Here is a 22,493-nt window from a genome sequence, read left to right as displayed (position 1 = left end):
GAGTCGGCCGCGGACGCGGCCCTCGGTGGTGGTCACGATGAGATCCGACACCTGTTCTCCTTCCGCTCCGTCGCGCCGTGTGTCGTGCTGGTTCGGAGTCGGGCGAACGGCGCCCAAGCCCTGATGGCGAAGGTGTCACCTTCCCGCGTGACCTCCGCCCCGCCGTGGCCGCCCAGGTGGGCAGGCAGCACGAGCGCGCTGGTGTCACTCGCCCTGCCGAGCAGCCGGCGGCGGGTGGCCCTGGCTTCCGCCGGGTCCTCGCAGAAGCAGCTGTTGGCGTCGGGCACCACGAACTGCAGCGGCGAGTGCAGTAGGTCGCCGACGAACAGCGCGCGGTCGGCGCCCGACCGCAGGGCCAGCACGGAGGATCCGGGCGTGTGTCCCGGCGCGAGTTCGAGCCGCAGGTTCGCGTCGATGGTGTGCTGCTCGTCCCACAGCTCCGTCTGCCCCGCCTCGTGCACCGGCGCCACGCTGTCCTCGAACACGTTCTGGTTGCCGCGTCCCAGCCTCGGGACGTGGCCTCCCTCGGGGTGCCAGAAGTCGAAGTCCCGCCGCGGTATCAGGTAGGTCGCGTTGGGGAAGGTCGGCACCCACACCCGGCCGTCGAGCCGGGTGTTCCAGCCGACGTGGTCGACGTGGAGGTGTGTGTTGACCACCAGGTCAACGTCCTCGGGACGGACGCCCGCCCTGGCCAGCTCCCCGAGGAAGTCGGTCTCGAGGCGGCTCCAGACCGGCGCGTACGGGCGCTCCTTGTGGTTGCCGACACCGGTGTCGACGAGGATCGTCCTGCCCTCGCTGCGCAGCAGCCAGGTCTGGATCGCGCTGACGCAGACGTTCGCGGCGGGGTCGACGAAGTCCGGCTCCAGCCAGTCCCCGTGCTCCCGCCACGCCGCGGCTGGCGCCTCGGGGAAGAAGGTCTTCGGGGGGATCCCGACCGACCCGTGGTACTCGACGACCCTGGTGATCGAGACGTCTCCGAGAACGATTTCATGCACGGCCGATCCGATCCCGTCCGTTCGCCGGTGTTCCTGGTACGCGGCCCGCGCCGCCCCGTCAGGCTCGCTTCGGCGCGCGGCCGGAACCAGCCCCCGGTGCTTCCTAGGCACGGCAGGGGCAGGCTCCCGCGCGGGCGATCCGGCATAGTTGAGGGCATGGCGGATTCCGTGCGGCTCGGTGACTTCCTACGGGCGGGGCGGGCCAGGCTGCGGCCCGAAGACGTGGGGCTGCCGGCGTTGCCCGGCCGGCGCCGGGTGCCGGGGCTGCGCCGTGAGGAGCTGTCCCAGCTGGCCGGCGTCAGCGTCTCCTACTACACGCGCCTCGAGCAGGGGCAGTCGGTCAACGCGTCGGCCGGCGTGCTCGATGCGCTCGCCACCGCCCTGCGGCTCGACGAGCACGAGCGCGCGCACCTGCGGGAGCTCGCCACGCCGCGCCCCCGGCACCCCGGGCGCCCGCCGGTGGAGCGCGTCGACGCCCTGACCCGGGACCTGCTGCGCTCGATCGGGGACACGCCGGGCCTCGTCCTCGGCCGCCGCACCGACGTGCTGGCCTGGAACACGATGGGGCACGCCCTGTACGCCGGGCACCTCGACCCCTCGGCGCCTGACCGGCCGGTCGAGCGGCCGAACATGGCCCGGATGCTGTTCCTCGACCCGCACACCAGGGAGCTGTACGCGGACTGGGAATCCAAGGCCAGGGCGGTCGTGGGCAGCCTGCGGCAGGTCGCTGGGAGGCATCCGGAGGACGCGTCGCTGGCCGCCCTGGTCGGGGAACTGTCGGTGCGCAGCCCCGAATTCGTCGCGCTCTGGAGCGACCACCGGGTCCGGCCCTGCGCGGCCGACTCGCACGTGCTGCGCCACCCGCTGGTCGGCGAGCTCAGGGTCACCCAGCAGCTCCTCGCGGTCGCCCGCCGGCCGGGCCAGGCGCTCGTCCTGACCACCACCGAGGAGGGGGCTGCCGCGGCGGACACGCTGGACACGCTCAGGCTTCTGGGCGGGCACGCCTCCCCGGCCGCCACGGCGCGGGCCGGCCGTGTTCGGTGAGGAAGTCGTGCAGTTCCCCGGCCGCGGCGAGCATGGCGAGGCCACGCCGGGAGAGGCGGTCCCGCCAGTCGTCGAGCGCGCCGCGCAGCGGTGCCACGCCGCCGGCCGTCCTCACCTGGTCGAGAAGCGGTGCGATCTGGCTGAACACGTATCCGCCGAGGCGGAGTTGGCGGACCAGTTGGGCGTCGCGGACATCGGTGGGACCGTAGACCCGGTAGCCGGTGCCAGGCTCGCGGCGCGGGCGCACTAGGCCGGCCCGCTCCCACTTGCGCAGGGTCGCGGGCCTGACCCCGAGCCGCTGGGCGAGGTCCCCGACGAACATCGACCGCTGCTCGTCCGGCTCCGGCTCCCCGGGACCCACCAGGTCGCCGAGCGCGCACTCGACGGAGGTCAGGGTCCGCCGGTCGTCGAGGAGTTGGGCGTGGCCGGCGTCGATCAGCGCCAGCGCGTCCTCGGTCGCCCCCTCGTTGACGGCCCGCATGATGGCCGTCGCCTGGTGGTAGCCGTGGGCCGGCACCAGGGCGGTGAACACCCGCAGGGCGCCGGCGTGGAGCGGCGTGAAGACGCGGTAGCCGCTCGGCGTGCGGTCGGCCGGCGGCAGGATGCCCGCCTCCTCGTAGTTCCGCACGGCCTGGGTCGACAGGCCGTGCTCGCGCGCCAGGTCGACGGGGCGCAGTCGCGTGCGGCTCATACGGTCTCCCGCGGTTGAGGGTTTTTCGGCTCCCCACGCCGGAGAAGCCGCACAAGCTTACACCGAAAGTTCAACGATATGGTTGAAAGCACCGGGGCCCCGCGGTACGTGGAGGAGCAGTCGAAGGGAACAACAACCGCCATGCACACCCATCCGACGTCGACTGACGCCGCCTGGACCTTCGCCGAGGAGACCGAGGCCGGGAGCGCCGTCGCCCGCTTCCTCGCCGCGCGCGCGACCACCCCGCGGGTGCTGGCGCTCGGGGAGCCCATCCACGGGCAGGAGATCTTCCCCCGGCTGCGGAACCACGTGTTCCGCCATCTCGTCGAGCACCACGGCTACCGCTCGATCGCCATCGAGAGCGACGCGGAGGCCGGCCTGCTCGTGGACGCGTTCGTCACCGAGGGCGCCGGCACGCTCGACGAGGCGCTGGAGCGCGGCATCAGCCACGGTTGGGGCACGTCCCCGGCCAACCGGGAACTGCTCGCCTGGCTGCGCGAGGTCAACCGGGACCGACCAGCGGGGGACCGGGTGCGGTTCTACGGCTTCGACGGCTCGGTGGAGATCTCCGAGGCCGCCAGCCCGCGCCACGCGCTCACCGCGCTGCACGACTTCCTCGCGGCGCGCCTCGACCCCGCGACGCTGGCGCACGACCTCGAAACCATCGACCGGCTGCTCGGCTCCGACGAGCGGTGGTCGGACCCCCAGGCCGCCCTCGACCCCGCCCACTCGGTCGGCTCCGCGCCGGAGGTGGCGCGACTGCGGCTGATCGCCGACGACCTGACCACCCTGCTGGCCGCCCAGTCCCCTCGCCTGGCCGCCGCCAGCTCTCCCGACGAGTGGTGGCGGGCCCGGCTGCACGGGCGCACCGCCACCTGGCTGCTCCGCTACCACATGGCGATGGCCGACCCCTCCCTGGACCGGATGGAGCGGCTGGTGCGCCTGCGGGACGCCTGGATGGCCGAGAACCTCGCCGCCGTCCGGGAGCGGGAGGACCGGCGCGGCCCCACCCTCGTGTTCGCCAACAACGTCCACCTCAAGCGCGACGAGAGCCGCATGACGCTGCACTGGCCCGGACCGCTTGACGGTCGCGAGCTGCGGTGGTGGAGCGCGGGCGCGCTCCTCGCCGGCCGGCTCGGCGCCGAGTACGCCTTCCTGGCCTCGGCCTTCGGCGCCGCCCTGCACCTCGGCCTCGACGTGCCGCCGCCCGACACCGTCGAGGGCCTCCTGGCCGCCCACCCGGCCCCCGGCCTGGTGATCGACACCGCGCGGCTCCCCGCCCCGGCGGCCGAGCTGAGGCCGCGCCCGGCGGGGGACCCGCTCCACGGCTACTTCCCGCTCGACCCGGCGGAGTTGGCCGGCGCCGACGGCGTCCTCTTCGTCGACGGGCTGCCGCGCGGCCGGTGACGGACGCGAACCGTCGCGGCCCGGATGACATTTGTCAGCCGAGGCCGTGATGGTTCGCACTGGCGACCGTCCCGGTCGGCGACCAGGCTGGTTGTCATGAACGACATCGTTATCGAAGTGCGGGGACTGCGCCGTCGCTACGGCGACTTCGAGGCGGTCCGGGGGGTGGACTTCACGGTCCGGCGCGGCGAGGTGTTCGCCCTGCTGGGGACGAACGGAGCCGGCAAGACGTCCACCGTCGAGGTGCTCGAGGGGCTGGCCGCGCCCCACGAGGGGCGGGTCAGGGTGCTGGGGTTCGACCCCTGCGCCGAACGCCGCCGGGTGCGCCGGAAGACCGGCGTGATGCTCCAGGAGGGCGGTTTCCCCTCCGAGCTGACCGTGACCGAGACGGCGCGTATGTGGGCCGGCTGCACGACCGCGCCCCGGCCGGTGGCCGAGGCACTGGACCTGGTGGGCCTCTCCGCCCGGGCCGCCGTGCGGGTCAAGCAGCTCTCCGGCGGCGAACGGCGCCGGCTCGACCTCGCGCTCGCCCTGATGGCGCGGCCCGAGGTGCTGTTCCTCGACGAGCCGACCACCGGCCTCGACCCACAGGCCAGGCGGCAGAGCTGGGAACTGGTGCGGCGGCTGCGCGGGGAGGGCGTCACGGTGCTGCTGACCACGCACTACCTGGAGGAGGCCGAGACGCTGGCCGACCGGCTGGCGATCATGAGCCACGGCCGGATCGTGGTGTCCGGCAGCCTGGCCGAGGTGATGGACCGGCACCCGGCGCGGATCCGGTTCGCCCTGCCGGCCGGCGTCTCGCCGGAGCGGCTGCCGCTGGCTCGGTGGGGTGGCGCCGCCACCGCGACCGGGCGGCGCGTCGAACTGCGGACGTCGGACCTCCAGACGACGCTGACCGACCTGCTGCTGTGGGCCCGGGAGGCGGGGGTGGCCCTCGCGGAGCTCGACGCCAGGTCCGCCACGCTGGAGGAGGTCTTCCTGAACGTCGCCCAGGGGAGCCGCGAGGAGGAGACCGGGGCCGACGGCTCGGGTGAGGTGCGCGGCGCCGACGGCGCGCGCGAGGTCGAGGAGGCGGCGGGTCGATGAGCGGGATCACGTTCGACGCGGGGAGCCTGCGGCGGCTGCGGGCCGTGGGGCGGGCGGAGCTGACGCTGCTGCTGCGCAGCCGGTCCGCCGTCTTCGTCGCGCTGCTGATGCCGGTGGGCATGGTGGCGATGTCCTACTCCGCCAGCCGCGAGATGGATCTCGGCGACACCGGGCTGACGCGCATGGAGGCGGTGCTGACCGGCGGGATCGGCACGGTGCTGATGCTGGTCGTCTACCTCGGGCTCGTGCCGGTCCTGGTGGCGCGGCGTGAGGAGCGGGTGCTCAAGCGGCTGCGCACCGGGGAGCTGTCCGACCTCGAGATCCTGGCCGGGGCGGCGTTGCCGTCGGTCGTGCTCGCCCTGGCGCAGTGCGTGGTGCTGGTCGCCGCCGGCGCGCTGCTGCTTGACGTGTCGGCGCCGCGGCAGCCCGCGCTGATGGTGCTCGGGGTGCTGCTCGGGGCCGTGCTGCTGGCCGGCCTCGCCGCGGCGACCGCCGGCGTGACGCGCACGGTGGACAGCGCGCAGCTCACCGGAATGCCGCTGTTCATGGTCTCGGTGGTCGGCTCGGGCCTCTTCGTGCCGCTCGAGGTCCTGCCCGACCGGCTGGCGGACGTCTTCCGGATGCTGCCGCTGACGGGCGTGGTCGAGCTGGTCTCCGGCGGCTGGCTCGGTGGTCTCACGGCGGCCGAGGTCGGCCGGGCCGTGGCGCTGGCACTGGCCTGGACGGCGCTCGCGGGGTACGCCGTGCGCCGGTGGTTCCGTTGGGAGCCGCGCCAGTGACAGGCCCTAGCTAGCCCGCGTAGTTCGCGGCGAGTTCGGCCGCCGCGTGCGGCGAGTCGGCGAGGCGGTGCAGCTGGGCGAGCTGCAGCCGGGTGGTGAACGGGTCCTGGTCGGGGGCGAGGTGGAGGGTCGAGGTCATGAGGGCGGAGAAGTGCTCGGCCCGCCACACCGCCCGCAGGCGGGTGTCGGAGTACGCGTCGAGCGACTCGGGTGAGCCGTCGGCGAACAGCCGGTCGAAGGCCCCGGCCAGCTCGACCACGTCGGCGACCGCCAGGTTGAGGCCCTTGGCACCGGTCGGCGGCACGATGTGCGCCGCGTCGCCGGCGAGGAACAGCCGGCCGTGGCGCATCGGTTCGGTGACCGAGCTGCGCATCGGCAGTACCGCCCGCGCGGTGATCGGGCCGGTGCGCAGCCGCCAGTCGCCGATCGTCTCCAGGCGGGCGGCGAGCTCGGCCCAGATCTCCGCGTCCGACCAGGCGGCCGGATCCGTGCCGTTGGGCACCTGGAAGTACAGCCGGCTGACGCGCGGCGACCGCATGCTGTGCAGCGCGAAGCCGCGCGGCGAGTGGGCGTAGACCAACTCGTCGCACGACGGCGCCACATCGGCCAGGATCGCGAACCAGGAGTAGGGGTGGCCGCGTTCGAAGGTGTGGCGCGCGCCGGCCGGCAACGCCGTCCTGGTCACGCCGTGGTAGCCGTCGCAGCCGACCACGTAGTCGCAGGTGAGGGTGGCGGGTTCGCCGTTCCGCTGGTAGTGGACGGTCGGGCGCCCGCCGTCCACCCCGGTCACCCCGGTGACCGGGGCCTCGAACAACAGCGGTGGCCCGGAGTCGAGTTGGAGCGCTATCAGGTCCTTGACGAGCTCGGTCTGGGCGTAGATCATCACCCGCCGACCGCCGGTCAGCGCGGGGAAGTCGACGCGGTGCGAGCGGCCGTCGAAGCGCAGCTCGATGCCGTCGTGCACCAGACCCTCGCGGTCCATGCGCGCGCCGGCGCCGCAGTCGCGCAGCGCGTCGACGGTGCCCTGCTCCAGCATCCCGGCGCGCTGCCTGCGCTCCACGTGGCCGCGGTCCCGGCTCTCGAGCACCACGCAGTCGACGCCCCGGGCGTGCAGCAGGCGGGCGAGCAGCAGCCCGGCGGGCCCGGCGCCCACGATGGCCACGGTGGTGTGCACGGCGCTCACTCCCCGGCGGGGGACTGGTCCGTGAGCGCCGCCTCGGCGACGGCGAACGCCGCGTTGGCCGCCGGCACCCCGAGGTAGACCGCCGACTGGAGCAGCACCTCGCGGATCTCCTCGGGTGTGAGGCCGTTGCGCAGCGCGGCGCCGATGTGCAGGGCCAGCTCCCCGTGGTGGCCGCCGGCCACCAGCGCGGTCAGCGTGACGCAGCTGCGGATGTGGCGACTGAGCCCGGGCCTGGTCCAGATCTCGCCCCACGCGTAGCGGGTGATCAGGTCCTGGAACGGGGCGGTGAAGTCGGTGGTGGCGGCCAGGGCCCGGTCCACGTGGTCGTCCCCGAGCACCGCGCGGCGCACGGCGAGGCCCGCGGCGTACCGGGCGGGCGGCGCGCCGGCCGACAGGTGGGTGAGCAGCGCGGCCGAGACGGCGGCCGGCCGTTCGACGTTGGCGAGGTGGGCGGCGCCGGCGAGTTCGGTCAGGCTCGCGCCGGGGATGGCGTCGGCGAGTTCCCTGGCGTGCGCCGTGGTGGTGGCGGGGTCGTCGCGGCCGGCGAGCACCAGCGTGGGCGCGGTGACCTCCGGGAGCCGGGACCGCAGGTCGTAGTCGGCGAGGGCGGCGCAGCAGGCGGCGTGCCGGTCGGTGTCGACCGCGGCCAGGTCGGCCAGGAGCGCGGCCACGCGTGCCTCGTCGGTGAACGCCGGGGTGAACCAGGCCTCCCGGCGCCCAGGCACCAGCGCGCCCGAGCCCTCGGCCAGCACGGTGGCGGCCCTGGCGTGCCAGGGGTCGGGCGGGCCGAAGTGGGCCGAGCTGCAGAGCAGGGCCAGCGAGGCGACGCGCTCGGGGCGGTCGACGGCGAGCTGGAGGCCGATCGCGCCGCCGATGGAGATGCCGGCGTAGTGGAAGGCGGCCCAGCCCTGGGCGTCGGCCAGCGCGAGCACCAGCTCGGCGAGGCCGGCGACGCTGTCCGGCGCCGGGCCCTGGTCCCGCTGCCCGCCGTGGCCCGGCAGGTCGAAGCGGAGCACCCGGTGATGGCGGGTGAGAGCCGGGAGTTGGGGGTCCCAGACGGAGAGCGAGGTGCCGAGCGCGGGGCCGAGGATCAGCGGGTGACCGTCGGGCGGGCCGTCAAGCCGGTGGTGGAGCACTTGGGTCCTCCTCGTGGCGGCGCGGGTGGTCGCGAAGGGCCCGGTCGGTGAGCGGGCCGGCCGCGCCGGTGTAGTGGGCGGGGTCGGTGAGCTCCCGCAGCCGCTCGGCGGAGAGCGGCGGCGGCAGCGGGGCGGTGGCGCGCAACGCGTCGGACAGCGGGACGCCGTCCCGCGCGGCGCGCTCGGCGGCGTCGCGCAGCAGCGCGCGGGCGTTGTCCCGGCCGAGCGTGGGGGCGAGCGCGATGGCCAGGCGCTCGCTGACCAGCAGGCCGCCGGTGCGGTGCAGGTTCTCCCGCATCCGGTCGACGTGGACGGTCAGCCGCTCGACGAGCTCGGCGGTGTCCCTGGCGGCACCGCCGGCCAGCCGCAGCAGCTCGCGCAGCGGCTGCCACTCGGCGTGCCAGGCGCCGGCGGGCCGCTCGTCCTCGGCGGCCAGCGCGCCGAGCAGCACGGCGGCGAGCGCGGGCGCCTGCCGCGCGGCGGCCGCCACCAGGGTGGCGCGGACCGGGTTGCGCTTGTGCGGCATGGCCGACGAGGGGCCGCCCCCGCCCTCGGCCAGCTCGCCGATCTCGGTGCGGCACAGCACCAGCACGTCGGCCGCGATCTTGCCGAGGGCGCCGGTCACCAGGGCGAGCGCGGAACCGAGTTCGGCCACCGGGGCGCGCAACGCGTGCCAGGGCAGCGTGGGTTCGGCGAGGCCGAGCTCGTGGGCGTAGCCGGCGAGCAGCAGGAGACCGGCGCCGGCGTCCGGCGACAGCTCCTCGAAGGCCGCCAACGTGCCCCCGGCGCCGCCCAGTTGGACGGGCAGCGGCAGCGCGGCGAGCCGGTCACGGGCGGCCGTCAGCTGGGCGCGCCAGCCGGCCGCCTTGAGCCCGAAGGTGGTGGGGACCGCGTGCTGGGTCAGGGTGCGGGCGGCCAGCGGGGTGTCCCGGTGGGCGGCGGCGAGCGCCGCGAGCGCGGCGGCCGACCGGTCCAGGTCGGCCAGGATCAGCCGCCGGACGCGGGCGGCGACCAGCATGGCGGCGGTGTCCAGGATGTCCTGGCTGGTCGCGCCCCGGTGCACCGCGTCGGTGCCGGCCCGCTCGGTCAGCGCGGCGACCAGCGGGATCACGGGGTTGCCGCCCGCGCGGGCGGCGAGCGCCAGGGCGCGCGCGTCGAACAGCTCGGCGCGGGCGGCCGCGGTGACCGCCTCCGCCGCCTCGGCCGGCACCTGGCCGATGGCCGCCTGGGCGCGGGCCAGCGCCGCCTCCGCGTCCAGCATGGCCGCCAGGAAGGCGTGGTCCCCGGTGGCCGCCTCGACGGCGGAGCCGGCGCGGCCCGGCGACAGGAGACCGAACTCGCCGGCCGCTTCGGCCGCCCCCAGCTCGCCGGGCGGCGGATCAGCGGAACTCAAGGAAGACCGTCTCCTCCCCGCCCTGCAGCCGGATGTCGAGGCGGTAGTCGCCGTGCGGCCCGGCGACCGCCACCAGCGTGCGACGCCGCTCGGGTGGCAGCGCGGCGAGCAGCGGATCGGTGGCGTGCGCGGCCGTGTCCTCGGGGAAGTAGAGGCGGGTGAACAGGTGGTGCAGCAGTCCCCGGGCGAAGAGGCAGACGCTGAGGTACGGCGCGTGCCCGGCGCGGGCGCCGGGCCGCAGGGTGCGGGCCGACCAGCGTCCGTCCGCGTCGGTCGGCACCCGGCCGAAGCCGGTGAAGTCGGCCGCGTGCCGGCCGAGGAAGCCGCCGGTGACCGCGTCCCTGCGCAACGAGCCCGGGGTGCGCGGCAGCCGGCCCCGCTCGTCGGGGCCCCAGAGCTCGACCAACGCGTCGGGCACCGGTGCGCCGGAGCCGTCGACGACCCGGCCGTGCACGGTGACGGCCGCCGGATGTCCCGCCGGGGCCAGCTCGCCGCCGCCGGGGAACGGCAGCGCGTAGCCGAAGAACGGGCCCACGGTGTGGGAGGGCGTCGGCGGGGTGGGCGCGGGCGGCATCAGCGGCCCTCCTCGGTCCAGGTGGCTGACGGGCCGTCGAGCACGATGTCCCAGCGGTAGCCGAGCGACCACTCGGATCGCGAGAGCTCGTGGTCGTAGCCGGCCACCAGGCGCCGCCTGGCCGCCTCGTCGGGGACGGAGCGCAGCACGGGGTCGTGGGGGAGCAGCGGGTCGCCGGGGAAGTACATCTGGGTGACCAGGCGTTGGGCGAAGGCCGTGCCGAAGACCGAGAAGTGCAGGTGGGCGGGGCGCCAGGCGTTGCGGTGGTTGCGCCACGGGTAGGCGCCCGGCCTGATGGTGGTGAAGTGGTAGCGGCCCTCGTCGTCGGTGAGAGTGCGGCCGACGCCGGTGAAGTTGGGGTCGAGCGGCGCCGGGTGCTGGTCGCGTTGGTGGGCGTAGCGCCCCGAGGCGTTGGCCTGCCACAGCTCGATCAGCTGGCCGCGCACCGGGCGGCCGGCGCCGTCGAGCAGCCGGCCCGACACGGTGATCCGCTCGCCGAGCGGCTCGCCCGGATGTTGCCTGGTGAGGTCGCTGTCGAGCTCCGTGACGTCGGTGTGGCCGAAGACCGGTCCCGCCAGCTCGACCAGCTCCGGGTCGCCGCCGTCGACGGCGACCAGCGGTCGCGTGGGGTGGCGCGCGACGCTGCTGCGGTAGGGGCGGTAGTCGCGGGGCGGGTGGACGGCCGGTGGCGCGCCGGCCGCGCGGGCCCGCAGGTACGCCGCCTCGTGCTCGGCCATCTCGCGGTCGACGTCCCGCTGGGTGAGCTGCCCCGGGGCGGGGGCCTGCCGGATGCCGTCCCGCCCGCTGGGGGCCTGTCGGGTGGGGTCCATCAGCGCTCCAGTACGAGGGCGAGGCCCTGGCCGACACCGACGCAGAGGGCGGCGACGCCGGTGCCAGAGCCACGGGCGGCGAGCTGGTGGGCGACGGCGCCGGCGATCCGGGCGCCGGAGGCGCCCAGCGGGTGTCCAATGGCGATGGCGCCGCCTCGCGGGTTGACGATGTCCGGGTCAAGGTCCGGGAGTTCGGCCAGGCAGCCGAGCGCCTGGGCGGCGAACGCCTCGTTGAGCTCGACGACGTGGAGGTCGCTGAGGCGCCGGCCGGCCCGCTCCAGGGCGCGGGAGACCGCATCGACAGGACCCAACCCGTAGTACCGCGGCTCGATCCCGGTGACCGCCGAGGCGCGGATCCTGGCCAGCGGCTCCCGGCCGGTGGCGGCCAGACCGGCCGCGTCGGTGATGAGCAGCGCGGCGGCGCCGTCGTTGAGTGGCGAGGAGTTGGCGGCGGTCACGGTGCCATCGGCCCGGAAGACCGGCTTCAGCCTGGCCAACGCCTCCGGGGTGGAGCCGTCCCTGATCGACTCGTCGCGCGGCAACTCGGCGCCCGGGTACGGCACGGCCTCGGCCGCGTAGTCGCCGGCGGCCCACGCCGCGGCCGCCTTGGCGTGGCTGGCCAGCGCGAACGCGTCCTGCGTCGCCCGGTCGATGCCGTGCTTGGCGGCGATCAGCTCGGCGCCCTCGCCGAGCGGCACCGTCCACTCGGGCCGCATCCGGCTGTTGACCATCCGCCAGCCGAGCGTGGTCGAGTACAGCTCCTGGTGGCCGGTCGGGAAGGCGCGGTCCGGCTTGGGCAGCACCCAGGGCGCGCGGCTCATCGACTCGACGCCGCCGGCGACCACCACCGACGCCTCGCCCACCGCGACCGCCCTGGCCGCCTGGATCACCGCCTCGAGACCTGAGCCGCACAGTCGGTTGACGGTCGCGCCCGGCACGGTGGTGGGCAGCCCCGCGAGCAGCACGGCCATCCGGGCCACGTTCCGGTTCTCCTCGCCGGCGCCATTGGCGTTGCCCAGAACCACATCGTCCACCGACGCGGGATCCAGCCCCGGGCTGCGGTCGAGCAGCGCCCGGAGCACGTGCGCGGCCAGGTCGTCGGGCCGCACGGCCGCGTAGCCGCCGCCGTACCGGCCGACCGGGGTGCGCACGGCGTCCACCACATAGACCTCGCGGGTGCTCAACGCTCCTCCTTCGCCTGCGACTTCAGCTCGCGCAGCGCGGTCAGCTCGGCCGGCGTGGGCGGCGGCGTCGTGGTCACGGTGGCGGCGGTGCGCAGCGGCCAGCCGGTGGCGGCGCGCGCCCGCTCGACGGTGACCCCCGGGTGCAGCTCGGTCAGCACCAGCTCGGCCGTGTCCGGGTCCGGGCGCAGCACGCCCAGGTCCGTGATGACGGCGACCGGGCCGCGTCCCGGCAGGCCGAGGCCGGCCCGGTCGCCGGGGCCAGAGCCGTGCCCGATGGTGGTGACGAAGTCGAGCCGTGGTACCAGGTGGCGGGGCGCGTGCCGGACCACGAGCAGCACCCGGCCGCAGCTGGCGGCGATCTCCGGGGCGCCGCCGGCGCCGGGCAGCCGGCCCGGCGGACGCCCAGGACCGCGGTCGATCAGCGTGGTGTTGACGTTGGCGTGGCGGTCGACCTGGGCGGCGCCGAGGAAGCCGACGTCGATCCGGCCACCCTGCAGCCAGTAGTTGAACACCTCGGGCACCGACACCACCGCGTCGGCGGTGTCCGCGAGCTCGCCGTCCCCGATGGACAGCGGCAGCCGGCTCGGCTTGGCGCCGATCGCGCCGGACTCGTAGATCAGTACCAGACCCGGTGCCGTGGTGCGGCGGGCCAGGTTCGCCGCGGTGCTCGGCAGGCCGATGCCGACGAAACAGGTGCGGGCCCCGGCCAGCGCCCGGGCGGCGTTGATCTCCATCAGCTCGTCCGGGCCGGCCTCGGTGGCGGTCGCCCCGCCCGCGGCGCTCACCGGCGCACCGCCCGCACGCCGGCCCCGACCTCGGTCTCCAACCAAACGGTGAACGCGGCCCGGTCCCGGGAGACGGCGTCCCAGTCGCGGTAGTAGGCGTTGTCCCGCGTCGAGTACCCGGCGGCGTACGACGGGTGGGCGCCGCCCGGCACCTCGGCGACCGCGTCGACCACCCAGCCGGGCAGGGTCAACCCGCCGGGCCGCGGCGTGAGTTCGTCCACGATCTCCTCGACTGTGACCAGCACCCGGCGGGCCGCGAGCACCGCCTCCTTCTGCACCCCGGTCAGGCCCCAGAGACGCACGTTGCCGGCGCGGTCGGCCTGCTGGGCGTGGATGACGGTGACGTCCGGGGTGAGCGCGGCCACCGCGGCCAGCTCCTCGCCGGTGAACGGGCAGGTGACGGTGGAGATGGTGGCGCTGCGCTCCGGCATGTCGCCGCCGCGGTAGCCGCGCAGCACCGCGAACGGCAGTCCGGACGCCCCGGCGACATAGCGGTTGGCCATGCCGGCGTGGCTGTGCTCGTCCAGCTCGAGCGGGCGCGGCCAGCCGTTCTCCACCGCGTCGCGGAAGCGGTGCAGCGAGCCGACGCCCGGGTTGCCGCCCCAGGAGAAGACCAGCTTGGCGACCAACCCGGCGCCGATCAGCTGGTCATAGATCACGTCGGGGGTCATGCGGACCAGCGTGAGGTCGGTGATGCCCTGGCGGATCACCTCGTGCGCGGCGGCGTAGGGAATGAGATGGGTGAAGCCCTCCATCGCCACGGTGTCGCCGTCGTGGATCAACTCCCCGACGGCCTCCCGGAGGTCACGGATGTCAGCCATGTCGTTGACGGCCTCCCGGCACCGTTCGTACAGTGAACTTAAGTTCGCCAAGCTTCGTTTCGAGTCTGCGACCGGTGCCGCCAGGCTGTCAATGGCCGGGACGAGTACGGTTTCGCCCGAACGTCACAGCACCACGCGCGCCCGGAGAGGCGTTGGAGAGCACGATGACCCGACCGGCCGCCACGACCGCCCCCGCCGCGCCGGGCGCCCCACCGCCCGAGGCGGTGACGCCGCTGATCCGCGGGCTCGCCGTGCTGCGCCGGCTGGCCGCGGCCGACGGGCGGCTGGGCGTCGGCGACCTCGTGCGGGCGACCGGCCTCGCCCGCTCCACCGTCGACCGCACGCTGAGCACGCTCGCGCGGCTCGGCTACGTCCGGCTCGAGGACCGCCGCGCGGTGCTCGCGCCCCCGCTGATGGAGCTCGGCAACGTCTACCTCGCGGCGATCCGACTGCCCGGCGAACTCGGGCCGCTCGTCGACCGGTTGGCCAACGAGTTCGACGAGTCGGTCTCGCTCGCCGTGCCCGACGGGGACGGGGTCCGCTTCGTCTATCAGGCCACCAGGCGCCGCACCATGTCGCTCGCCTTCCGCATCGGCGACCTGCTGCCCGCCGAGAGCGGCGCGCCCGGCGCCCTGTTCGCCGCCGACTGGGACCGGGACGACTGGGCGCGCTGGCGCGACCGTCGGGAGCGCGACCCGGCCGGCGCCGGCTTCCCCGCCGTGCCGCCCGAGGCGGCGCGCGCCGCCGGCTCCTTCGAGCGGCGGATCGCGGAGGCCGGGCGGCGCGGCTGGTCGGCGGACGACCAGCTGATCGAGCCGGGACTGATCGCCGTGGCCATCCCGGTGCGGGACGGCGCGGGGCGCGCGGTCTGCGCGGCCAGCGTGGTCAGCCACACCAGCAGACACGACGTCGGTTCGCTCGCCGACCAGCTGCTGCCCAGGCTGCGCGAGGCGGTCGCCGAGATGGAGGCGACGCTGGCCGCCCCGCCGCCGCCCCGCCCGGCCGATGAGCCGGCCGACGCGCCGGCCGGCGGTCCGCACGGCGAGCTGACCAGGGCCGCCAAGCGGGAACTCGGCCCGGAGTTCGTGGAGTCGCTGGCCCGCGGCCTCGGCGTACTCGCCGCCTTCGACCGCGTGCCGGGCGCCACGGACGGCGTCACGCTCGCCGCGCTCGCCCAGGCCACCGGTCTCGCCAGGGCCACCGTGCGGCGCGCGCTCATCACCCTGGAACACCTCGGCTACGTCCGCGGCGAAGGACGCCGGTTCCACCCCGAGCCGCGGGTGCTCGAACTCGGCTACGCCCGCCTCGCCGGGCTGCCGCTCTCCCACGTCGCGCAGCCGCACCTGGTCGGCCTGGTCGCCAGGGCACACGACTCGGCGTCCCTGTCCGTGCTGGTCGGCGACGAGATCCAGTACGCGGCCCGGGTGCCGACCGTCCGCATCATGAGCGTGGACATCACCGTCGGCACCCGCTTCCCGGCCCACGCCACCTCCATGGGCCGGGTGTTGCTCGCCGGGCTGCCGGCCGACGAGCGCGCCGCCCGCCTCGCCCGGCTCGACCTGACGCCCCTCACTCGCCACACCATCACCTCGCCCGACCGGTTGCGCGCCGAGCTCGACCGGGTGGCCGAGGCCGGATACGCCCTGGTCGACGAGGAGTTGGAGGAGGGACTGCGGTCGCTCGCGGTCCCGGTGCGGGACGGCGCCGGGCGCGTCGTCGCGGCGGTCAACGTCTCCATGCACGCCAGCCGCCGCACCCCCGAGCGGGCCGTGACGGAGCTGCTGCCCGCGCTGCGCGAGGCGGCGGCCGGCGTCGAGCGCGACCTGCGCGTCGCCGGCCGGTTCACCCGCGTCAGGATCCCGTGACCGGCGCCGCGCCGCCGGCCGGCACCGCGGGACGGCCGATCCTGGCGGCCAGCGGCACCAGGGCGATCATCGCGGCTCCGGTGAGCCCGGCCGCCGCGAACATCAGGAAGCCCCAGCTCTCGGCGCCGTTCGCGACCAGCGCGCCGCCGAGCCAGGGCCCGACCACCGCGCCCGTCCGGCCCACGCCCGTCACCCACCCGAGTCCCGTGGCGCGCTCGGCGGCGGGGTAGACCGTGTCGGTCGCCGCGTAGACCATCGCCTGGGCGCTGAACAGGAAGACGCCGGTGACGAACACCACCACGTAGGTCACGCCAATCGCCAGTTCCTCGCGCAGCAGCAGCGCGCCGAGCGCGGTCAGCACGAACCACAGCGCCGAGACCCGCACCGCGCCGAACCGGTCCGCGGTGCGGCCGGCGACCAGCATGCCCAGGATGCCGCCGGCGTTGATGACCATCAGGAAGCTGACCGAGGACGTCAGGCCGTAGCCGGCGGCCCGCATCAGCTGCGGCAGCCAGGTGGAGACGCCGTAGACCAGCAGCAGTCCGCAGAACGACGCCCCCCACAGCAGCGGCGTCGCCCAGCGCGACCCGGGTCGGAACAGCGCGAGCACCGCCTCGAGGCGCCCGCGCGCGCCGCCCGGCGGGGCCTCCGCCGGCCGTGGCGGCGCCATCCCGTAGCGCACGGCGACCGCGTCCGCCTCGGCCCGGCGGCCCCTGGCGAGCAGCACCGCGGGCGACTCGGGGAACCAGCGCAGCAGCAGCGGCACCGCGATCACCGCGGGCAGCACGCCGGCCCAGAACACCCAGCGCCAGCCGTGGTCGGGCGCGATCCAGAGGCCGAGCCCGGTCGCCGCCATGCCGCCGCCGTGGTACGAGGTCATCAGCAGGCCGGTGGCCAGCGCGGCGCGCCGCGGCGGCGCGAACTCCAGCACCATGGCGAGGCAGATGGGCATCAGGCCGCCGAGCCCCAGGCCGGCGCCGAACCGGCCGGCGCCGAACGGGCCGGTGCTCGCGGCCAGCGCGCAGACCGCGGAGCCGGCCGAGAACAGGATGACGCTGGCGATGATCGTCGCCCGGCGGCCGATCCAGTCCGTGACGTTGCCGGCGACCAGGGCGCCGACCAGCATGCCGGACGTGGTCCAGCTGCCGATGGTGCCGGCGATGGCCGGGGTCAGGCCGAGCCCCTCGTCGTCGAGCATGTGGGGCATCACGGCGCCGTAGATGTTGACGTCCATGCCGTCGAAGAAGACCGCGAGCCAGCACAGGGCGAGCACCGGGGCGACGGAGCGGAAGCTGTGGGACGCGTCGGGAGGTGGGGACGGTGGGGTCATGGCGCTCCTCGGGAAGTGCGGGAGGCGGGGGAGACGGGGACCGCGTCGGAACGTGCTGCGCTCAGAAGGGGCTGCGCTCAGAAAGGGCTGTGTTCAAAAAGGGAAGTGCGCGTGTCGGTCGGCCAGCGTGATCCAGCGGGTGGTGCTGAACGCCTCGACGCCCCACCGGCCGCCGAACCGGCCGTAGCCGCTGGCGCCCACGCCGCCGAACGGCGCCTGCGGCTCGTCCGCCACCGTCTGGTCGTTGACGTGCGCGATGCCGGTGCGGATCCGGCGGGCCACGGCCAGCCCGTGCCCCGCGTCCTCGGTGATGATGCCGCAGGTCAGGCCGTGCTCCGTGTCGTTGGCCAGGGCCACGGCCGCGTCGTCGTCGGGGAAGGTCGCGAGTGCGCAGACCGGACCGAACGCCTCCCCGTGGTAGAGCCCCATCCCGGGCGTCACCCCGCTCAGCACGGTCGCCGGGTACAGCGCGCCGTCCGGCTCCCCGCCGCCGGTCAGGACCTTGGCGCCGCCGGCCACCGCGTCCCTGACCAGCGCCGCGACCCGGCGCGCCGCGTCCATGCTCACCAGCGGGCCGATCACCGTCTCCGGGTCGGCGGGCGAGCCGTGCGGCAGTGCCGCCACCCGGGCCACGAAGCGCTCGGTGAACGCGTCGGCCAGCGACTCGTGGACCAGCACCCGGTCGCCCGACATGCAGATCTGACCGGCGTTCATGAAGACGCCGAAGACCGCGGCGTCCACGGCGTAGTCGACGTCCGCGTCGGCCAGCACCACGATCGCGTTCTTGCCGCCCAACTCCAGGACGGCCGGCTTGAGGTGCCGGGCCGCGTGGGTGCCGATCAGCCGGCCGACCTCGGTCGATCCCGTGAAGTTGACGGCGCGCACCGCCCGTTGCGTGATCAACGCCTCGGCCACCTCGGCGGCGTCCTCCGGCGCGTTGCTGACCACGTTGAGCACCCCGTCCGGCAGGCCGGCCTCGCGCAGCACGTCAGCGATCAGGTAGCCGCAGGCCAGCGGCGCCTGCTCGCTCGGCTTGAGCACCACCGCGTTCCCGGCCGCCAGGGGCGCCGCCACGGCGCGCGCGCCCAGGATCACCGGGGCGTTCCAGGGCACGAACGAGGCCACCACGCCCACCGGTTCACGCACCGCGAGGCCCAGCGCGCCGGGCTCCTGCGCCGCCAGCACCTCCCCGCGCGGCGCCGTCACGGCCGCGGCCGCCTCGCGCAGCGTCTCGGCGCCGAGCCACACGTTGAACCCGGCCCAGCGCGCCGTGCCGCCCGCCTCCTCGGCCATCAGCGCCACCACCTCGGCCTCGCGCGCCCGCAGCAGGTCGGCGGCCCGCAGCAGCACCTCCCGCCGTTCGGCCGGCGAGGCGGCGGCCCAGCCGGGGAAGGCGGCCTCCGCCGCCGCGGCGGCGGAGGCCACGTCCGCCGGGCCGGCGGCCGCGACGGTGGCGAAGAGACCGCCGGAGAACGGATCGACGTCCGGGGTGGTGCGGCCGTCGGCGGCCGGCACGTCCTCGCCGCCGATGAACAGTTCGCGGTGCCTGGTCATGCGAGCTCCTTTGCTCCGTACGTTCCGCCGCGTACGCTCGGCCGTTCGCGTGGTGAACTTTTCTTCGTGAATTCCGGCGGGGGGAGTGTGCGAGCGAGCGGTGGACCTGTCAAGGTGTCGCTCCGCACGAGCCGGTCGGCGGAGCCGCCGGCGCCCTTACGGGACGCCGCACGGCCGGTGTAGCCTGGTCCCAGCATGTGAGCGCGCCGCCCTTCGGCGCCCGTGCCCTTCCGTGAACGGCCCTCACCACCACCCGGCAGTCAGCGCCGGCGTACGGCGAGGCCGCTCTTCCCCGACGCGACCGCGCACTCGGCGCGCCCGTCCCGTCGACTCAGCCGTGCTCACGGCGACCACCCCTCGTACCACCTCATCACTCCCTCGACCGAAGGACCGCGCATGACCGCCACGCTTTCCAAGCCCTCTCGTTCCAGGCCCGCTGATGCCAGGCCCGCTGATGCCAAGCCCGCCGAGGAGACCCGCGCTGCGGCGGCCACCACGGTCGTCGCCGGCGTCGTCGACACGGCCGGCGGCGGCCTCCGGCTGCGCCTCGCCGACTACCTGCCGGGCCCCGACGACCCGACGATCCCCACCGAGCTGGCCCGCCGACACGGGCTGCGGCGCGGCGACACCGTCACCGGCGTCGTCGGCGACGGCCAGCGGCGCCGACTGACCCGGCTGGACACGGTCAACGGCCTGCCTCCCGAACTCCTCGCCGCCCGCCCCGACTTCGCCGACCTGGTGCCGGTCCACCCGAGCCGGCGGCTGCGCCTCGAAACCACCAGGGGCCAGCTCGTCACCCGCGTCATCGACCTGATCGCCCCGATCGGCAGGGGCCAGCGCGGGCTGATCGTCGCCCCGCCCAAGGCCGGCAAGACCCTCGTGCTCAGGGCCATCGCCGAGGGCATCACCCGCAACCACCCCGAGTGCCGGCTGATGGTGCTGCTGCTCGACGAGCGCCCTGAGGAGGTCACGGAACTGAGCCGGGCCGTGGCCGCCGAGGTGATCTCCTCGCCCTTCGACCGGCCGGCCGCCGACCACATCGCCGTCGCCGCGCTCGCCGTCGAGCGCGCCAAGCGCCTGGTGGAACTCGGGCAGGACGTCGTCATCCTCCTCGACTCCCTCACCCGGCTCTGCCGCGCGCACAACAACGCGGGCCGGGCCAGCGGCCGCATCCTCAGCGGCGGCGTCGACGCGGCCGCCCTCCACCTGCCCAAGCGGCTCTTCGGCGCCGCCCGGGCCATCGAGGGCGGCGGGTCGCTGACCATCCTGGCCACCGCCCTGACGGACACCGGATCCCGCGCCGACGACTTCTACTTCGAGGAGCTCAAGAGCACCGGCAACATGGAGTTCCGCCTCGACCGCACCCTCGCCGAACGCCGCGTCTACCCGGCGGTCGACCTCGAACCATCGGGCACCCGCCGCGAGGAGCTGCTGCTGTCGCCGGCCGAACTCGACGCCGTGCGCCGACTGCGACGGGCGCTGCTCGACCGCGATCCGCGACAGGGCGCGGAGCAGCTGCTCGAACGGCTGCGCGACACCGCGAGCAACGCCGAGTTCCTGACCCGGGTCAGTCGGACGGTCCCCGCCTAGTCTCCCCGCCGGCCTCCCGCCGTCGGTCGCGGTCCCGGCTCGGCTGGACGCGCTTGGGCTCGCCGGCGACCTTGGGGTGGTCAGGCGGGTAGGGCAGATCGCCGAGGCCGTGCTCGCGCTCGTCGCGCTCGGCCAGCTCCAGCACCGCGTCGAGGCGGAAGGCGTGGTCCGCCATGTCCGCGTGGACGTCCCCCAGGTCCTCGTAGCGGCCCGGCATCGTCCGCAGGTCGAAGTCCTCGGGCCGCGCGTCCTCGACCTCGTCCCAGCGCAGCGGCGCCGAGACCGTGGCGCGCGACGTGGGCCGCACCGAGTAGGCGCTGGCGATCGTGCGGTCCCTGGCCATCTGGTTGTAGTCGACGAAGATCTTCTCGCCCCGCTCCTCCTTCCACCACGCCGTGGTGACGCGCTCGGGCGCCCGCCGCTCCAGCTCCCTGCCGATCGCCATCGCCGCCCGCCGCACCTGCGGGAACGTCCACTCCGGCACGATCGGGACGAACACGTGCAGACCGCGCCCGCCCGAGGTCTTGGGCCAGCCGCGCAGCCCGAGCTCGTCGAGCAGCGCCCGAAGCTCGCCGGCGGCGCGGACGGCGTCCCGGTAGGAGGTGCCGGGCTGCGGGTCGAGGTCGATCCGCAGCTCGTCCGGGCGGTCCGTGTCGCCGCGGCGTACCGGCCACGGGTGGAAGGTGAGCGAGCCCAGGTTCGCCGCCCACACCACGGCAGCCGGCTCGGTGGGGCAGATCTCGTCCGCGTAGCGCCCGCTGGGAAAGGAGATGCGGCCGGTCGGGATCCACTCCGGGAGGTTCTTCGGCGCCCGCTTCTGAAAGAACGACTCGCCCGTCACGCCGTCCGGATAGCGCTCCAGGGTGGTCGGCCGGTCCCGCAGGGCACGCAGCGCGCCCTCGGCTACCGCGACGTAGTAGCGGACCACGTCCAGCTTGGTGTACCCCGGCTCGGGGAAGTACACCTTGCCCGGATTGGACACCCGAACGCTCCGTTCACCCACCGTGAACTCCATCGCCTCGGCCATAACGCCACCGTAGGCGGCGCAACCCGGACGCGCCCGCCGGCGGGCGGAGCGCGGATCAGGACCCGAGAATCCGATCATGGACCTTCCGGTGATGCCTCCCGTCAAGCCCATGCTGGCCACGAGCGTGGCGCGGATCCCGCCCGGGATGCACTACGAGGCCAAGTGGGACGGCTTCCGCGCCATCGTCTTCCGGGACGGCGACGAGATCGAGATCGGCAGCCGCACCACCAAGCCGCTCACCCGCTACTTCCCCGAGCTGGTCGAGGGGCTGCGGGCCACGCTGCCCGAGCGCTGCGTGGTGGACGGCGAGATCGTCATCGTGCGCGGGCCCCGGCTGGACTTCGACGCGTTGCTCGAACGGATCCACCCGGCCGACTCGCGGGTGCGGATGCTCGCCGAGCGCACCCCCGCCAGCTTCGTCGCCTTCGACCTGCTGGCCGTCGGCGGCGACGCGCTGCTCGAAACCCCGCTCACCGAGCGCCGCGCCGCGCTGCTCGACGCGCTGCGCGACACCCACCAGCCGGTCTTCGTCACCCCGGCCACGCTCGACCTCGCCACCGCCGAGCGGTGGTACGAGGAGTACGAGGGCGCGGGCCTCGACGGCATCGTCGCCAAGCCGCTCGACCTTGGCTACCGGCCCGACGAGCGTGCCATGGTCAAGGTCAAGCACGAGCGGACGGCGGACTGCGTGGTGGCCGGGCTCCGCTACCACAAGAGCGGCCCCGTGGTCGGCTCGCTGCTGCTCGGCCTGCACGACGAGACCGGCCGACTCCAGCACGTCGGCGTCAGCGCGGCCTTCCCGATGAAACGCCGCCAGGAGCTGATGGACGAGCTCGCGCCGCTGGTGCTCGAGTCGGCCGAGGGCCATCCGTGGGCGGCGTGGGCGCGCGCCGAGGCCCACGCCGGCCGCCGGATGCCGGGCGCCCCGAGCCGGTGGTCGGGCGGCAAGGACCTGTCCTGGGTGCCGCTGCGCCCTGAGCGGGTGTGCGAGGTGGCCTACGACCACATGCAGGGCGACCGCTTCCGCCACACCGCGAGGTTCCGCCGCTGGCGGCCCGACCGCGACCCGGCGTCCTGCGGCTACGACCAGCTCGTCGAGCCCGTCAGCTACGACCTCGGCCAGGTCCTCACCCCGCACCGCCCGGGGTGAGCGCCGGCGCGGTCATCCCCACCCCTGTCTCTTATTCACATCTGACGCTGCCGACGACTTAATAGGTTT

The 22,493-nt window shown here is 75.1% G+C and carries 20 protein-coding genes; 7 read left to right on the top strand and 13 right to left on the bottom strand.

What is annotated here, in order from left to right; all coding sequences use genetic code 11:
* Positions 1-32: 32 nt before the first annotated feature.
* Entirely contained in the window at positions 33-995 is a 963-nt protein-coding gene (locus E1265_RS11110) for an MBL fold metallo-hydrolase (protein WP_132930109.1), read from the bottom strand.
* A 156-nt stretch (positions 996-1,151) separates the two neighbouring features.
* On the opposite strand from E1265_RS11110, the gene E1265_RS11105 reads away from it, so the two are divergent.
* The gene (locus E1265_RS11105; RefSeq protein WP_132930108.1) at positions 1,152-2,039 is read left to right on the top strand and encodes a helix-turn-helix transcriptional regulator; all 888 of its coding nucleotides are present in this window, start codon (positions 1,152-1,154) and stop codon (positions 2,037-2,039) included.
* On the opposite strand, the gene E1265_RS11100 is transcribed toward E1265_RS11105, so the two are convergent.
* A complete protein-coding gene (locus tag E1265_RS11100; RefSeq protein WP_132930107.1) occupies positions 1,978-2,730 on the bottom strand; it encodes a TioE family transcriptional regulator in 753 nt (250 codons plus the stop codon). The two genes, E1265_RS11105 and E1265_RS11100, sit on opposite strands and share 62 nt — an antisense overlap.
* Before the next feature lie 141 nt (positions 2,731-2,871).
* Here E1265_RS11100 and E1265_RS11095 point away from each other — a divergent pair, with 141 nt between their 5' ends.
* From E1265_RS11095 to E1265_RS11085, 3 genes are all read left to right on the top strand, one after another.
* Positions 2,872-4,137: an erythromycin esterase family protein gene (locus E1265_RS11095; RefSeq protein ID WP_132930106.1), complete on the top strand. Its 1,266-nt coding sequence runs from the start codon at positions 2,872-2,874 to the stop codon at positions 4,135-4,137.
* A 96-nt stretch (positions 4,138-4,233) separates the two neighbouring features.
* Positions 4,234-5,223 (top strand): ABC transporter ATP-binding protein, encoded by a 990-nt coding sequence (locus E1265_RS11090; protein WP_243740690.1) that lies wholly within the window; start codon positions 4,234-4,236, stop codon positions 5,221-5,223.
* On the top strand, positions 5,220-6,002 hold the full coding sequence (locus E1265_RS11085; protein ID WP_132930104.1) for an ABC transporter permease: 783 nt from the start codon (positions 5,220-5,222) through the stop codon (positions 6,000-6,002). Before E1265_RS11090 ends, E1265_RS11085 begins: the two co-directional genes overlap by 4 nt.
* Before the next feature lie 10 nt (positions 6,003-6,012).
* On the opposite strand, the gene E1265_RS11080 is transcribed toward E1265_RS11085, so the two are convergent.
* The 8 genes from E1265_RS11080 to E1265_RS11045 form a co-directional block, all read right to left on the bottom strand.
* On the bottom strand, positions 6,013-7,176 hold the full coding sequence (locus E1265_RS11080) for a 4-hydroxybenzoate 3-monooxygenase (RefSeq protein WP_132930103.1): 1,164 nt from the start codon (positions 7,174-7,176) through the stop codon (positions 6,013-6,015).
* 5 nt (positions 7,177-7,181) lie between these two features.
* A complete protein-coding gene (gene pcaC / locus E1265_RS11075) occupies positions 7,182-8,321 on the bottom strand; it encodes a 4-carboxymuconolactone decarboxylase (RefSeq protein WP_132930102.1) in 1,140 nt (379 codons plus the stop codon).
* Positions 8,302-9,714, bottom strand: a complete 1,413-nt coding sequence (gene pcaB / locus E1265_RS11070; RefSeq protein WP_243740689.1) for a 3-carboxy-cis,cis-muconate cycloisomerase — start codon at positions 9,712-9,714, stop codon at positions 8,302-8,304. The genes pcaC and pcaB overlap by 20 nt, the downstream gene beginning before the upstream one ends.
* Positions 9,701-10,288, bottom strand: coding sequence for a protocatechuate 3,4-dioxygenase subunit alpha (gene pcaG, locus E1265_RS11065; protein WP_132930101.1), 588 nt, complete (start codon positions 10,286-10,288; stop codon positions 9,701-9,703). The genes pcaB and pcaG overlap by 14 nt, the downstream gene beginning before the upstream one ends.
* On the bottom strand, positions 10,288-11,025 hold the full coding sequence (gene pcaH / locus E1265_RS11060; RefSeq protein WP_243740692.1) for a protocatechuate 3,4-dioxygenase subunit beta: 738 nt from the start codon (positions 11,023-11,025) through the stop codon (positions 10,288-10,290). The genes pcaG and pcaH overlap by 1 nt, the downstream gene beginning before the upstream one ends.
* Before the next feature lie 92 nt (positions 11,026-11,117).
* The gene (locus E1265_RS11055; RefSeq protein ID WP_132930099.1) at positions 11,118-12,302 is read right to left on the bottom strand and encodes an acetyl-CoA C-acyltransferase; all 1,185 of its coding nucleotides are present in this window, start codon (positions 12,300-12,302) and stop codon (positions 11,118-11,120) included.
* Positions 12,299-13,036, bottom strand: a complete 738-nt coding sequence (locus tag E1265_RS11050; RefSeq protein WP_132930115.1) for a CoA-transferase — start codon at positions 13,034-13,036, stop codon at positions 12,299-12,301. Before E1265_RS11050 ends, E1265_RS11055 begins: the two co-directional genes overlap by 4 nt.
* A 47-nt stretch (positions 13,037-13,083) precedes the next feature.
* The gene (locus E1265_RS11045; protein ID WP_132930097.1) at positions 13,084-13,908 is read right to left on the bottom strand and encodes a CoA-transferase; all 825 of its coding nucleotides are present in this window, start codon (positions 13,906-13,908) and stop codon (positions 13,084-13,086) included.
* 164 nt (positions 13,909-14,072) lie between these two features.
* Here E1265_RS11045 and E1265_RS11040 point away from each other — a divergent pair, with 164 nt between their 5' ends.
* Positions 14,073-15,773 carry an IclR family transcriptional regulator C-terminal domain-containing protein gene (locus E1265_RS11040; protein ID WP_132930095.1) on the top strand — a complete coding sequence of 567 codons (1,701 nt, stop codon included), beginning with the start codon at positions 14,073-14,075 and terminating at the stop codon, positions 15,771-15,773.
* Here E1265_RS11040 and E1265_RS11035 read toward each other — a convergent pair.
* Positions 15,760-17,103, bottom strand: a complete 1,344-nt coding sequence (locus E1265_RS11035; protein WP_132930094.1) for an aromatic acid/H+ symport family MFS transporter — start codon at positions 17,101-17,103, stop codon at positions 15,760-15,762. The genes E1265_RS11040 and E1265_RS11035 overlap by 14 nt on opposite strands.
* A 93-nt stretch (positions 17,104-17,196) precedes the next feature.
* The gene (locus tag E1265_RS11030; RefSeq protein WP_132930093.1) at positions 17,197-18,657 is read right to left on the bottom strand and encodes an aldehyde dehydrogenase family protein; all 1,461 of its coding nucleotides are present in this window, start codon (positions 18,655-18,657) and stop codon (positions 17,197-17,199) included.
* A 396-nt stretch (positions 18,658-19,053) separates the two neighbouring features.
* Between E1265_RS11030 and rho the strand changes: the two genes are divergently transcribed.
* Positions 19,054-20,247, top strand: coding sequence for a transcription termination factor Rho (rho, locus tag E1265_RS11025; RefSeq protein WP_132930092.1), 1,194 nt, complete (start codon positions 19,054-19,056; stop codon positions 20,245-20,247).
* Here rho and ligD read toward each other — a convergent pair.
* Positions 20,225-21,274: a non-homologous end-joining DNA ligase gene (gene ligD, locus E1265_RS11020; RefSeq protein ID WP_132930091.1), complete on the bottom strand. Its 1,050-nt coding sequence runs from the start codon at positions 21,272-21,274 to the stop codon at positions 20,225-20,227. The genes rho and ligD overlap by 23 nt on opposite strands.
* 76 nt (positions 21,275-21,350) lie before the next feature.
* On the opposite strand from ligD, the gene E1265_RS11015 reads away from it, so the two are divergent.
* The gene (locus tag E1265_RS11015) at positions 21,351-22,424 is read left to right on the top strand and encodes an ATP-dependent DNA ligase (RefSeq protein ID WP_132930090.1); all 1,074 of its coding nucleotides are present in this window, start codon (positions 21,351-21,353) and stop codon (positions 22,422-22,424) included.
* Positions 22,425-22,493 lie beyond the last annotated feature (69 nt).

Source organism: Streptomyces sp. 8K308 (genome assembly GCF_004348315.1).
Taxonomy (GTDB): Bacteria; Actinomycetota; Actinomycetes; order Streptomycetales; family Streptomycetaceae; genus Streptomyces.
The sequence above is the reverse complement of the archived record's forward strand: the minus strand, read 5'-3'. Positions and strand labels throughout refer to the sequence as shown.